The organism is Acidithiobacillus sp. TH-A117, from assembly GCF_057473465.1.
The window spans coordinates 136960-150691 of record NZ_JBYCKQ010000022.1; the positions used below are offsets into that span (position 1 = coordinate 136960).

Annotated in this window: 13 protein-coding genes; 4 read left to right on the plus strand and 9 right to left on the minus strand. The window is 56.8% G+C overall.

The genetic code is table 11. From position 1 onward, the window contains the following. Nucleotides 1-11: 11 nt before the first annotated feature. The gene (locus tag AC2VLR_RS05010) at nt 12-1460 is read right to left on the minus strand and encodes a cytochrome ubiquinol oxidase subunit I (protein ID WP_486881127.1); all 1449 of its coding nucleotides are present in this window, start codon (nt 1458-1460) and stop codon (nt 12-14) included. Nucleotides 1461-1789: 329 nt separating this feature from the next. On the opposite strand from AC2VLR_RS05010, the gene AC2VLR_RS05015 reads away from it, so the two are divergent. The 4 genes from AC2VLR_RS05015 to AC2VLR_RS05030 all read left to right on the plus strand — a co-directional run bounded on the left by AC2VLR_RS05015 (nt 1790) and on the right by AC2VLR_RS05030 (nt 4446). Beyond that, entirely contained in the window at nt 1790-2422 is a 633-nt protein-coding gene (locus AC2VLR_RS05015) for an SPOR domain-containing protein (protein WP_486881128.1), read from the plus strand. 56 nt (nt 2423-2478) lie between these two features. Then, on the plus strand, nt 2479-3129 hold the full coding sequence (locus AC2VLR_RS05020; protein ID WP_486881129.1) for a Crp/Fnr family transcriptional regulator: 651 nt from the start codon (nt 2479-2481) through the stop codon (nt 3127-3129). A 120-nt stretch (nt 3130-3249) separates the two neighbouring features. Next, on the plus strand, nt 3250-3936 hold the full coding sequence (locus tag AC2VLR_RS05025; protein ID WP_486881130.1) for an MBL fold metallo-hydrolase: 687 nt from the start codon (nt 3250-3252) through the stop codon (nt 3934-3936). Nucleotides 3937-3954: 18 nt separating this feature from the next. Then, on the plus strand, nt 3955-4446 hold the full coding sequence (locus tag AC2VLR_RS05030) for a hypothetical protein (protein ID WP_486881131.1): 492 nt from the start codon (nt 3955-3957) through the stop codon (nt 4444-4446). Nucleotides 4447-4459: 13 nt separating this feature from the next. Here the strand turns inward: AC2VLR_RS05030 and AC2VLR_RS05035 are convergent, their stop codons facing one another. The 8 genes from AC2VLR_RS05035 to AC2VLR_RS05070 all read right to left on the minus strand — a co-directional run bounded on the left by AC2VLR_RS05035 (nt 4460) and on the right by AC2VLR_RS05070 (nt 13730). Beyond that, on the minus strand, nt 4460-5569 hold the full coding sequence (locus AC2VLR_RS05035) for an ABC transporter permease (protein ID WP_486881132.1): 1110 nt from the start codon (nt 5567-5569) through the stop codon (nt 4460-4462). Then, nucleotides 5569-6684, minus strand: coding sequence for an ABC transporter permease (locus tag AC2VLR_RS05040; protein WP_486881133.1), 1116 nt, complete (start codon nt 6682-6684; stop codon nt 5569-5571). The genes AC2VLR_RS05035 and AC2VLR_RS05040 overlap by 1 nt, the downstream gene beginning before the upstream one ends. Before the next feature lie 28 nt (nt 6685-6712). Next, a complete protein-coding gene (locus AC2VLR_RS05045; RefSeq protein WP_486881134.1) occupies nt 6713-8425 on the minus strand; it encodes an ATP-binding cassette domain-containing protein in 1713 nt (570 codons plus the stop codon). A 6-nt stretch (nt 8426-8431) separates the two neighbouring features. Next, on the minus strand, nt 8432-9460 hold the full coding sequence (locus tag AC2VLR_RS05050; RefSeq protein WP_486881135.1) for an HlyD family secretion protein: 1029 nt from the start codon (nt 9458-9460) through the stop codon (nt 8432-8434). Nucleotides 9461-9684: 224 nt separating this feature from the next. Further along, nucleotides 9685-9984, minus strand: a complete 300-nt coding sequence (locus tag AC2VLR_RS05055) for a type II toxin-antitoxin system RelE/ParE family toxin (RefSeq protein WP_486881136.1) — start codon at nt 9982-9984, stop codon at nt 9685-9687. Continuing rightward, nucleotides 9985-10254 (minus strand): type II toxin-antitoxin system Phd/YefM family antitoxin, encoded by a 270-nt coding sequence (locus AC2VLR_RS05060; protein ID WP_486881137.1) that lies wholly within the window; start codon nt 10252-10254, stop codon nt 9985-9987. Between the two features lie 592 nt (nt 10255-10846). Beyond that, complete coding sequence (gene atpC / locus AC2VLR_RS05065; RefSeq protein WP_486881138.1) at nt 10847-11362, minus strand: ATP synthase F1 subunit epsilon; 516 nt, start codon at nt 11360-11362, stop codon at nt 10847-10849. Between the two features lie 28 nt (nt 11363-11390). Further along, on the minus strand, nt 11391-13730 hold the full coding sequence (locus tag AC2VLR_RS05070) for a plasma-membrane proton-efflux P-type ATPase (protein WP_486881139.1): 2340 nt from the start codon (nt 13728-13730) through the stop codon (nt 11391-11393). Nucleotides 13731-13732 lie beyond the last annotated feature (2 nt).

The window sequence follows — 13732 nt, forward strand, 5'->3', positions numbered from 1 at the left end:
GATTACGCTCCTCAGTGCTGCTTGTTCATCGTGGGTTTGGCAAAAGCCGGTTTGGCCATGCCACCACCGGAAGAGTGGGCATCCTGATCCGATGAACCGATGACGGGACTGTTCATATCTGGACCTTTTTGGATGACCCGGGTGAAGAAATACCAGGCCCCACCCCAAACCATGAATTCGAAAATGATGTAACCAATGAGCCAGAAGGATTCGGCTGTGACACCCATGTGGCTGACGCCCTGCCAGGTGCGCATCAGGTTGTACACCACCCAGGGCTGCCGTCCGATTTCCCGGGTCCACCAGCCGGTCCAGACCGCCAGATAAGGCAGGAAACCACTGAATACCAGGAGTCGCAGGAAAAGCGGGTTTTTCCGCAGGTGTTCTGCTGTCAGTTTCCCGCGCAAGCGCAGCCAGTTACCCCAAAGCGCCATCAAAAAGAGGAAAAAGCCGATGGCCACCATGACGCGGAAGGCATAGAAAGGCACCCAGACATTGGGCCGATCATTGGGAGCGAAATGATCCATGCCGGTGACGACCCCATCCCAGGTATGGGTTTCCAGAAGACTCAATACATGGGGAATTTGTATGCTGAACAGGTTTTTGCCGGCAGAAACATCGGGGATGGCAATCAGATTCCAGTTGGTATTGGGTTTGCCATCCGGGAGATAAGTATGGAAATGTCCTTCCATGGCCGCCAGGGAAGTGGGTTGATCATGGGCGACTTCCCGACCCAGTTCATCGCCGATAAAAATCTGCAGGGGCGTAATGATGATGAGTGCCAACAGGGTCGGCTTCAACAGTTTGGTAAAAAGGTCGGCATGGCGATTTTTCAGAATGAACCAGGCACTGACAGCGGCAAAGAAAAACAGGGATAACTCGACCGTGGCGATCCACATATGGGGAAAGCCAATGTTGAAGTTCGGATTGAATATTGCCGTCCACCAGTTGGTCACCTGAAACAGGCCGTTTTTCAGGACGATGCCGGTCGGAGACTGCATCCAGCCATTGGCGACGAGAATCCACATGGCCGAGAGGCTGGAAGAGAGGGCGACGTTAAAGGTCGCAAAAGCATGCATGCCTTTGCCGATTTTACCCCAGCCGAAAATCATCAGGCCGATGAAACCCGCTTCATACATGAATGCGGTGATGGTTTCAAAGCCGAGAATGTTCCCGAAAAATGGACCCACGGCCTGGGAGAAGGGACCATAAAGAATGCCAAAGGCCATTTCCATGGTCACGCCCGTAGCGACGCCGGCTCCGAAATTGACGATAAACAGTTTTTCAAAAAAGCGTTGCAGGCGATACCAGTGTTCATTACCGGTTTTCAGCCAGGCAACTTCCAGAAAGAAAAGCAGCCAGGACATGCCAATGGTCACCGGAGTCCAGAGAATATGCATGGAGGTGATAAAGGCAAAGTCGAGGCGACTGAGAAGCACAGGTAGTGTGTCTTCAATAATCATGATAATTCCCTCGTAACGGTTGTTTTTAGGTGATGCTGGGCACCTGGAATGCAGTTTTTGTTCCCGAGTAAACCGCTCGGATTCAATGCTTATAAAAACATGACATTATATTATTATGTGATGGTGGTCTGTGCGGTTGGTGGGTTAAAACAACCTTTTTGTCTGGTTCATATCCACCACTGTGGTTGATATAAACCATCATCGGTAGCTCGCAGATGGCCCCGCTTGGTATCTGTGATGGGTCTAGGCTTGAAGCGGGCAACATTATAGTATGATGGCACTTTACATTGCTGATTCATGGAGTGCGGGTGTCCCGCAGAACTAAACGCATGGCTGATTCAGATACGACTAGCGGCAATTTTCCGCGCACCCCGAGCAAGCAGCAACGCCTGGGTTTTTTGCTGCTTATCATCATAATCCTGGCGGTTTTGCTGCTGCTGTCTTTTTTCTGGGAGACCCGCTCTATGTCTTCTTCGGCGCAAATAGAGGCTCATGCTTCCAGTGCCAGCAGTGTGTTTCTGACCTTACCGCAAAGTGCGGCCGCATCTGCCTCTGCTGCAAGTGCCGGCAACGAAGCCGTTACGCCTGTGGCTGCAGCCAAATCGGTCATCATTACAGCGGCTACCCATTCATCGCTGCGCCGTGTTGTGGCTGCTAAGATGCAGTCTGCCACTGTACCCGCTCTGGTCAAGCCGGTAAAAGAAGTGGCGCATGCCTGCCGGCAGGCGGGGTGGTACGTACAGTTGGGGGCTTTTGGAAAAGCCGGTATGGCGGAAAATCTGCGCCAGCAAGTGGATCAAGCGGGGGTGAAGGCTTGTGTGGGCACCTTGCCTGTCAATCACTTGTACCGGGTGCTGGTAGGACCACAAGCCGGTAAGGGTGAAGCGGGTACAGCCGCTGTAGGTATTGGCAAAAAGTCCGGACAGAAAGGGGCTTATCCTCAATACTGGTCACCGGAATGATTTTTTTCCGGTAAAGTCCATTGCAGCATAAACACTCAGACTGTCTGCAATGTGCTATGCGCGACCGGAGTATTTTTGCCGGGCTGAATACCGAAGAACTGCGCAGCCTGGGTATGGAGGTGCAGGATATAGCCTGTCATCAGGGCGATGTTCTATATCGGATGGGAGATTCTGCCCGTCATGCCTATACCTTGCGGACGGGTGCGGTGAAACTGGTCAAATCCCTGGAAAACGGGCAGGAAGTGATCATTCGTTTACTGCATCGCGGCGATCTGCTGGGTTTTGAAGGGATGCAGGAAGCGCAGCATCGCCATGCTGCCATAGTCCTTGCGCCCAGTCAGCTGTGCAGGCTCGATCTGGCTGAACTGCAGAGATTGTCAGAGCGTCTTCCCAAGGTCCAGGAGGCGATTCGGCAGCGATGGCAGCAAGCCTTGCAAAGCAGTGAAGATCATATCATGGAATTAGGCGCCAAACGGGCCGAAGCCCGCCTGGCGACTTTTTTGCTGCAATGGGCGGAGCACTATCCGCAGTTGCGGCATCTGCCTTTTCCCCTGTCGCGCCCTGATCTGGCGGCTTTTCTGGGGCTTTCCACGGAGCATGTCAGCCGGATTATGGCGGATTTCAAACGCCACGCCTTTATTCAGGAGCAGCGCGGTCATCTGGAAATTCTGGCACCCCAATCCCTGGCGGAATTGGCCGGCAAATAGCCAGATCATAAACCCGACTAAATCAGTCAAAATTGATTTTTCTCAATGCGCCTTCTCTGAACCTGCAGGATACTTTTGCTCGAAAAGTTTCTGAGGGCCCATCGGCCAGGGAGAAATGCCATGCTTTTTCGACAAATTTTTCATGAAGCCAGCAGCACCTATACCTATATTCTTGCGGACAGTACTTGGCGCGACGCGGTGGTTATTGATGCCGTGGCAGATAATTGCGACCAGATTCTACAGATCCTCCATGCCGAAGATTTGCAACTGACCCATATTCTCGAAACCCACTTGCATGCTGATCACATCAGCGCGGCCCGTCAATTACGGGAAAAAACCGGCGCAAAAGTGGTTTTAAGTGAGCTCGCCCAGGCCGATTGCGCGGATATGAGCGTGGTGGATGGAGATTTTCTGGTGCTGGGGGATGATGTCATCCGGGTCCTCAGTACGCCTGGACATACGCCGGAATCCTTGAGTTTTCGCTGGAACGACCGGGTGTTTACCGGTGATGCCCTGCTGATCGGTGGTTGTGGTCGCACGGACTTTCAAGGCGGCGATGCCGGCACCCTGTATGACAGTATTACATCAAAACTGTTTACCCTGCCGGAGGAAACCCTGGTGTACCCCGGTCATGATTATCGTGGTCGCTGGGTGAGTTGTGTGGGCGAAGAGATACGCAACAACCCGCGCCTTGCCGGAAAATCCCGGGAAGAGTTTATGGCCATCATGGCAGCTCTGGATTTGCCAGCTCCGAAAATGATCGACACAGCCGTTCCGGCCAATCGCCTCTGCGGTTCCCTTGACTGAGTATATGGAGCACGAAATATGAATACTTTTCCCGGGAAGATACAACGCGCTGGAGGGTATGGGGGCAGGCATGATCCTGACAGGGCCGCCCGTCATCAACACGATCAGGCGGTTTTTCATCGGCTGCTGAGTTTGCATGAGCATATTCAGCGTGACCTGGAATTGCGCCCCGATGGTATTCGCGCCCGCACCCGTTCAGATGATCCTGAAGTGGTCGCCTTGCTGCATGATCATGTACCTGCCATGAAGCAGCGCTTGCACGAAAATTTTGGTCTGCGCTTCTGGGATCCTGCTTTTGCCGAGCTCTTTGCCCAACATGATAAGGTCGAAATGGAAGTCAGTCTGCTCCCCGACGGGGTGATGATTGAAGAGCGCAGCACGGATCCCAATGTGGTGACTTTGATTCAGGCACATGGACAGGTGATTAATCTGTTTGTGGCCCATGGTCAGCAACAGGCACAACAGGAAAGTCCGTTGCCGGCGGAATACCAGCGGGTATTGCGTCCCTGAGCAGGTGGAGGGGCTAAGCGAGGCGGTGCCGGAATAACCAGGAGGCGGCCAGCATGCTGGTCAGACCGATGATGGCTAGAGGCCAGTACTGGGTCCAGAGAGTCCCGAGGCCATCACCTTCCAGAAACACCCCGCGCAGAATCACCAGGAAATAGCGCATTGGATTGAGATAGGTCAGATCCTGAACCGGGCTCGGCATGTTGGCGATGGGTGTTGCGAAGCCTGAGAGGATGATGGCCGGCACGAGAAAGAGGAAGACCCCCAGCAGACCTTGCTGCTGGGTCACGGCCAGCGAGGAAATCATCAGCCCAATGCCAATGGCTGCAAAAAGAAAGAGCATGAGCCCCAGCCCCAGGGCCAGCAGGCTGCCGATCAGGGGTACACCGAACCAGAATACTGCCACCAGAGCGATGAAGGCGGCCTCCATCCCGCCAATAACAAAGCCGGGAATAGCCTTGCCGATGAGGATTTCGGTGGGTGTCAGCGGAGTGACCAGGAGTTGATCGAAAGTCCCCTGTTCCCGTTCCCGAGCTACGGAGAGGCCCGTTACCAGCAGTGTCACCACCAGGGTCAGGAGGGCGACGATACCGGGGACGATGAACCAGCGGGACAGCAGATTGGGATTGAACCAGGCGCGTATGTCCAGTTGTGCCGGGGGTTTGCCCCAGTGATAACGATCCGCCCAGTTTCGGTCGAAGGCCAGGAGTACACTGTTGACATCATTCAGGGCCAGGGTGGCGGTATTGGAGTTGCGTCCGTCGATGATGATCTGGATGGGAGCTGGCCGGTGCTGGAGCAGATCGCGGGTGAACTGGGGGCCAATGTGGAGGACCAGCAGGGCTTTCTGGGTATTGATCACCGTCGCCAGCTGGTTTTCATTGTGGATGATGGCCGTCTGTCGAAAGGCGGAAGAACCCTGAAAACGCCCCAATAATTCCTGGGAAGCAAAGCCGCTGTCCTGATTGTAAACGGCATAGGGGATATGGTTGAGGTCGAAGGTGGCTCCATAACCAAAGACCAGGAGCTGAATGAGCGGGGGTCCGATGAGTACCGCGCGACTGCTCTTGTCCCGTAGCAATGCCAGGAATTCCTTGATGACCAGGGCGAGAATGCGGGCAAACATCAATCCAGCCTCTTGCGTGAGCGTTTCCAGGTCAGACCCAGAAAGAACAGCGCCATGAGCAGCAAGGCCATGCCATTACCCAGAAAGAGAGGCCAGATGTCGCCGGCCAGAAATATCGTCTGCAGGATAGTGACGAAATAGCGGGCCGGAATGATATGGGTCATGAAGGCGATGGGCGCGGGCATGGACTGTATGTCGAAAATGAAACCCGAGAGAATGAAGGCCGGTAGAAAAGTAACGATGATGGCTACCTGTCCGGCCACGAACTGATTGCGGGCCACGCTGGAAATGAGTAGCCCCATGCCCAGGGCCGCCAGCAGAAAAAGGGCGGAGAAAAACAAAAGAACGAAGAAATTGCCCTGCAGCGGCACGGCAAAAAGTCCGATGGCCAGGGCCACCGAAAAGAGCATGCCGCCCATGCCCAGAACGAAATAGGGGATCAGTTTGCCGAGCAGGATCTCGCCCATGCTGACGGGGCTGGCCATGAGAGCTTCCATGGTGCCGCGCTCCCATTCCCGGGCCACCACCAGGGCGGTGAGCAGGGCACCGATGAGGGTCATGATCACGGCGATGAGGCCGGGCACCAGGTAATCCCGACTGCGCAGAGAGGGGTTGAACCAGATGCGCGCTTCGGGCTGGATGGGCACGAGCAGTCGAGTACCTGAAGCCTTGGCCCGCTGTTCCAGCCAGTTCTGCCAGACCCCCTGCAAATAGCCTTCTACCAGGCGGGCATTGTTGGCATCGACACCATTGACGAAGACTCCGACCTGGGCTGTATCGCCACGCAGCAGGGTCCGGGTGAAGGGGCCGCGCAGCCAGAGGATGCCATCCACCTGGCGCTGCATCATGGCTTTGCGGGCACCCTGGATGCTGCTATAAAAACGCGGCTGAAAATACCGGGATTGCTGCAGCCCGGCGACGAAGCTGCTGCTTTGTGGGCTGGGTTGCTCCACCACCACCCCAATGGGGACATGCTCGGCATTGAGAGAAACACCGTAGCCGAAGAGGAAGAGCAGTACCACCGGCAGCAGAAAGGCGATGGCAATGGCCGACGGGTCCCGGCGGATTTGCAGAAATTCCTTGCGGATCAGGCCCGCCAGGCGTTGACGATTCATGGGTGCTGATTTCCAGTGTCGGGTCGTTTCATGACGCCCTGCGCAGTTGTTGTTCCTGCACCTCGATGAGCCGAATGAAAGCCTCTTCCATATTGCTCGCCGTTCCAGATTCACTGCTGGACGCCTGGTTCCGGATTTCTGCCGGTGTTCCCTGGGCCAGCACGGCACCCTGGGACATGAGGAGCAGTTTATCGCAGTACTCGGCTTCGTCCATGAAATGGGTGGTGATGAGAATGGTCACCCCCTGTGCCGCCAGTTGATTGATCATCTGCCAGAATTCCCGACGGGCCAGGGGATCCACTCCCGAGGTAGGTTCGTCGAGAAAGAGAATGGGCGGGTTATGCAGGAGGGCGCAGGCCAGGGCAAGGCGTTGTTTGATGCCCAGCGGCAGGTCGGTCACATTGATGGGCAGATACTCGCGCAGTTGCAGTGTCTCTTTGGCCCACTCCAGTCGATCACGCCGGGCTTTGCCGCCCAGGCCATAGGCGCTGGCAAAAAATTGCAGATTCTGGCCGCAACTCAGGTTGCCATACAGAGAAAAGCGCTGGGAAACATAGCCGATGCGCGCCCGGGCAGCGGAGGAAGCCTTGCGCATGTCCACACCGGCTACCCGCAGGGTGCCTGATGACGCCGCCAGGAGTCCGCAGAGCATCCGGAAGGTGGTGCTTTTACCGGCTCCATTGGCTCCCAGAAGGCCGAAAATCTCTCCTTTGCGGACCTCGAAACTGATTCCCTTGACGGCCTCGAAGTGCCCGAAAAAACGCCGGAGCTCATGGACTTCCACCACGTTTTCCGGTGTCCCGGTTGCTGTGCCGGGGGCCGCGAAAGCGGCCTGCCCATGGCGCTGCTCCATTGTCCCGAGCAGGCTGACAAAGGCGTCCTCGAAGGCGGGGGCGACCATCTGCCAGCCTTCCCGATCTGGCCGGGAGGGAGCGGAGTCAGCCATCAGAACCCGCATCCCGTCCCGGACAATGCGGGCATCGAGGATACCCGGGTCTTGCAGAAGCTTTGCAGAATCGCGCCGTCGCTCCGCCGTTGGGACCAGATAGCAGCGTCCGGCCAAAGGCCGGGCAAAATCCGCTGGTGTTTGCTGTCCCAGGAGACGGCCCTGGTGCAGGAGTACGATGTCATCACAACGCTCCGCCTCGTCAAAATAGGCCGTACTCATGAGCACCGTCACGGCGTCTTTTTTCAGGTCCTCGATGATGCTCCAGAGCTCCCGACGGGCAATGGGATCAACCCCCACCGTGGGCTCATCCAGCAGCAGGAGTCGCGGCGCCCGGAGCAGGGCACAGGCCAGGCCCAGCTTTTGTTTCATCCCCCCGGAGAGATTTCCGGCGCGGCGATCCCGGAAGGGTCCGAGGGCGGTCTTGCTCAGTAGCTCTTCCTGGCGTTGCTGGCGTATGCCGAGGTCAAGCCTCTGCAGGTCGGCATAGAGATCGAGATTTTCCTGTACCGTCAGTTCTTCATAAAGACCGAAGCGTTGGGGCATATAGCCTATATCCAGGTCGAGTTGCTGCGCGGCGCTGGCGTGGCCGAGGATCTGAATCTGGCCTGAATCGGGAAGCAGCAAACCGGCTGCGAGGCGCAGGAGGGTGCTCTTGCCCGCGCCATCGGGTCCCAGCAGGCCGGTGACGCTTCCTGGCTGGATGCACAGATCCAGTTGCGTCAGCGCCTGTATTCGCTGCTTTCCCTGGGGAAAGCTCTTGCTGACCTGATTGAAGCGAAGCGGAAATTCCATCTGTTCTCAGTCCTGGCAAGGCTGAGTATTGGCGGTCTCGGGTGTGTTGTGGAGCAGAGGAATTTTTACTGTCACCGGCATTCCCAGACGGAGATGATGCTCGGGATTGCAGGCATACACCCGCAGCCGATAAACCAGTTGGGTGCGCAGCTCCGTAGTCTGCACCGTTTTCGGGGAAAACTCCGCCGTGGGCGAAATGAATCCGACCCAGCCTCGGAAGGTCCTGCCGGGAAAAGAATCGCTGTAGATTTCCGCCCGCATTCCCTCCCGCACTTTACCGAGCTGCGGCTCGGGAAGGTAGGCACGGACCCAGATGGGGTTTCTCAGAGCCAGTGTAAAAACTGGACTTTGCGGCGAGGTCATGTCTCCCACTTCCAGAATCCGGTCCTGCACCACCCCGGCATCAGGGGCCAGCAAACGGCTGTCCACCAGATTGCGTTGGGCCAGGGCCAGAGCCGCCCGGTCGGCCGCCAGAGTACTCTCGGCAGCGGCGATGTCTTCCTTGCGGGGACCCCGCAGGGCCAGCTGTAAAGCTTGACGGGCCTGATTCTGCAGGGCTTCGGCCCGACTCAGGGCAGCCTGGGCGTCATCCACATTCTGTTTGGACACATATTGTTCCGCGCCCAGCTTCTGCTGGCGCTGCCAGACCAGGTGGGCATTGTGCAGGGTGGCTGTGGCAGCGGCCAGAGCGGCTCTGGCCTCGGCAATCTCCTCGGGCCGGGTACCGGCATGGAGCTTGTTGACGACCTGCTGCTGGGCATCGACCAAGGCCTGGTCCCGGCGGACCGTGTCCAGGAAACGCTGCCGATCCAGTTCGCCCAGAAGCTGACCCTTCTGCACAGCGTCGCCCTCCTGGACCAGAAGTCGGGCAATCCGCCCGCTGGCATCGAAGGCCAGATGCACGGTGCGGATGTCCACATTGCCATAGAGAGTAAGGGTATTGCTTTGTTGTTGAGGACGGAGGAAGAAATACGCTGCGATACCGGCGGCAATGAGTACGATGATCAGAATCACCAGAATCCGTCGTTTATTCATTGCACCTCTTCCCTGCGGGTGAGCGGATAGCTACCGTGTTATAAAACTAGTTGAGAATATTATGACCCGATTAACTAGATTTGCAAATGGCGCAGGCTTTGACGCAGCGGCCGTTTCCGCTTCCAGCACCGGCTCAGCATCCTCAAGGAGCATGGAGACAAGCTCCTGAAGATGCTCATGCAACTCATCAAGGGAGGTGCCCTGAGAATGTGACACCGGGGGGGTTATGTTTCGTTTGCCGGCAATTCGAGCTGCCTCTCACTTCGCCAGACGCGTATGAGCACAAGCTCTTTAGCCTGTCTGAGATAGACCACTCGAAACGGCACGTGAATCAATTCGCGAACATGATCCATCTTGAATTCAGGAACAACTCGGCCAGCATCAGGGTGGATTTGAAGCATTTCACAGTGCTTCAGTATAGCAGTCACGAAATCATCACCGATATGTGGCACATCCTGCTCTTTGTAATACGCCTGAATACCCTGTAAGTCCTCAAGAGCAGACTGTGCGATGCGCAATTCCATTTACTGGATACCCAACATTTTCCTGGCGTCCTCCAACAATACGGTGTTGCCCTCGCGAACATCCATAAGCCCCTTTGCCACCGCCTTTACAAACCGCAATTCCTCTGCAGTTCTCTCAAAATCCTCAAGCCCCTGAACAACAGCTATGCCGCGGCCACGGCTGGTGAGCAGGATGGGGCGATGCGTATTTTGCGCTCGACCAACCACCTTTCCGGGATTGATCTTCAGGTCTGATATAGGAATGACATCCTCAGAAAATTTCACTTGCATAGTGATTACCTGGTCAACGATTTGGTACTATCAATAGCACCTGTTATTAGCTGCGGTCAAGAAAAATAACTTTCAAGCTAACCCGCCGCTGGAGCGCGACGTGCGGTGGGAACCCGACAGCGCAGCGGGTGGTCGCTCGGGTTGAGCGCGAGGCTGGCCGCTAACTCTCTTCAGCACTACGCCGCGTGACCGCTACGCTGAGCGCAGTGCTTCAACAGGCTTTCGGCCGGAATCGCAAATGTCTCGTGCAGCCCTTCAATCATTCGGAGTGTCAGTGGCCGTTTCCGAGCCAAGATTTCATAGACCCGATTCTTGCGACCAATGACCGGAACAAGGTCTTCAACGGTAAGGCCCTGCTGCTCCATTCGGAACTTGATGGCTTCGACCGGATCAGGGAAATCCATTGCGCCAACTGGAATGGAAACATGCTTTGTGCCATCTTATTCATCGGTTTCTCCTGCAACCCCACCTTCTGGGTGAACTTCTTTCTCCAGATCGTTCTACCAGAAAGGCTTTCAGATCAGCATTTTGTCTGTATTTGCAGCTTCGTAATCGCGGGATTTGGGGTTCTTAACCGTGTGCCGTCCTGCATTCAGTCCTCAAGCGCTTGCACGTTGATTTCAGGAATATCTTCCAGAGGTGGTCGTTCCCAGGCGTATTTCTGCTGTTGGCCCCCTTGTAGCGCCAGCTGATAACGCTGGAATGCTTTGAGCTTGGCCAATTCCTGCTGCAACTCCAGTTCTGCAGCGGCAAAATCCATGTCTGTTCCCTGGCTCGCATTCAGTACGCGTTCTGCAGCGCTGATCCGGTTCTGACTCAGCTTGGGATCAATATCCGACACGCGTATCCCTTTGTGGGCCAGGACCGTGACGATTCCCGGTTGCACCTCAACCAATCCTCCCTCAATAAACAGAATTTCCGGGGGAGCCTTGATGGGCGTGATGCGTAATTCTCCGGCCCGCAGAATGCTGATCAGGGGAGCATGCCCAAACAGGATTCCCAATTCCCCCAGCTCTCCCGGGACCACCACAAAAGTCGCCAGATCATTATAAATTTCGCCGTGAACATCGACGACCTGAAGTCGAAAACGGTGTTGTGCTTCGCTCATGCGCATCCTCTGTGTAGAGTGCAGAATTTTAAACCCGGGTCAGTCGCCGCAACAACGGGACCTTGATCTGATCCAGCAGCAGGGTATAGAGCACGGTAGCTCCTAACAGACAAAGTACAAAAATCCAGGGGATGGGCGTCATGAGCCAGCCGCCGATGGCCAGAGCGCTGACAATCAGGATGTCCACCAGGCTGGCAACGCCCAGAAAAGTGCCGGGTCGGGAGGCCCAGAGATGTTCCCGCTCCCGCACCAAAAAGACATTGGCAAGGCCGGAAAACACCAGCCCGAGAAAATCCAGGGTTTGGGTCTCTGCCATGGCCAGATGCAGGAGGCGGCCCACGGCATAGACGGCGAATATGTAGACCAGCCAGGCGATGGCAATGGCCAGGGAGGAAAAGACCAGGGTGCGGATGGCCCAGCGATCGGGTTGGGAGGAGGGCCGGACGTTGTCCTCGGCCAGGGACATGGTCACGAAGTCGTTGGCAAAAAGCAGCAGCAGTACCAGTAACGGGGTGACCACGAAACTGCGAAAGAGCAAAAAACCCAGACTCAAAAAAAGCGCCACCTGAAAAACCTTGACGATCTTGTTCAGGGTATAGGTGAGCATGCGTTGATAAACCCGGCGGCCGGTGAGCACCGCATCTAGTACTCCTTGCAGGCCGGGGGTGGTGAGGACGATGCTGGCCGCAGCCTTGGCCACATCGGTGGCGCTTTCGACGGCAACCCCCATTTCTGCTTGCTTGAGGGCCGGCGCATCATTGACGCCATCGCCGGTCATGCCGACGATGCGTCCCTTTTTCTGCAGGGCCTGTACCAGGTGAAATTTATCGGCGGGAAAGACCCCGGCATAAACCCCGCAGTCCCCGGTAATATGCTCTCGTCCACAGATCTGGCCGTCGATGTGCAGGGCCTGGGCGACGGTTTGGGCGGTTTCCAGGCTGTCACCGGTCACCATGCGGACCCGGACTCCCAGATTTTGCAATTTCTGGATCACCTCCGCAGCGTCAGGACGCAGGGGATCGGAGAGGGCCAGCAGGCCGAGAAAAGCCGGTTTGCCCTCGGGTCCGGCAGCCACGGCCAGTACCCGGGCGCCGGTTTGGGCGAGTTCCGTGGTGCTCTTTTCCCAATCGGTATTGCCGCAGAGTTGGGCAATGATCTGGGGGCTACCCTTCAGGGCCCGCCAGGAAGCTCCGTCCCGGTTGAAAGTACCCTCGGAACGTTTGGTCGCAGGATCAAAGGGCACGAACTGTTCTCGGCCGGGCAGCCGGGTCTGACGTTTCTGGGCTTCCTGTAAAATGGCCAGATCGATGGGATCCTGGGTGGAGCTGTCGCTGGCAAGAGCCGCCATGCCCAGCAGGTCATCGCCAGAGATCTGCGGCCAGGGCAGGACAGTGCCCAGGCTGAGGGCATTCTGGGTCAGGGTGCCAGTCTTATCGCTGCACAAATCATTCATGGCCGCCGCTTCTTCAATGGCCGCAAGACGGGTGACCAGCACGCCGCGATGGACCAGACGCAGAGAAGCAACGGCTGTAGCCAGGGTGAAAGTGGCGGGCAGGGCCACTGGGACGGAAGCGACCAGCAGAATCAGGGCAAAGGGCAGAATCTCGGCAATAGGGATGTTGGCGATCATGGCATAAGCCAGAATGGCCACCACCAGAACCACATCCATGGCCACCAGATAACGGACAATACTGAGCACGAGCTCTTCCAGGTGGCTTTTGGCACCGGCGTTGCGCACCAGTTCGGCGGTCTTGCCGAAATAGCTTTTGGCCCCGGTCGCCGTTACCTCGCCACTGGCCTCGCCGCGACGAATGATGGAAGCGGAATACAAAGGGCTGCCAGCCGTGCAATCCACGGGCATGGATTCCCCGGTCAAAGCTGATTGATCGACCAGGACATTGCCATCCGTGAGCCGCAAGTCGGCAGGGACGATATCCCCGACCCGGATATGCACCAGATCACCGGGGACCAGCTGAGCGGCGGGCAGGGTCTGCCAGTGGCCGTCCCGACAGACCCGGGCTTGTATGCGCAAGCGTTCACGCAGCAAGGCAAGGGCGTTCTGCGCTTTGCGTTCCTGGGTAAAGCCTAGTATCCCATTGAAAAGTAAAAGTAGCCCGATGATGAGGGCTTCGGGCCATTTGGCCAGCAGCAGTTCCAGGATGAAGGTGGCTTCCAGCATCCAGGGGACCGGCGCCCAGAATTTGTGCAGGAAAAGCCGCCAGTTCTGCGGCTTCTCCTCGACCACGGCGTTGGGCCCGTACTGGGCCAGTCGCCGTTTGGCTTCCTCACTGCTCAGGCCTGCAATGGGTTCCGCAGTCGGTTTTGCTCCCGATGGGGCCTGCTGCGGGTCAAGCGGTGATGTCACCATGA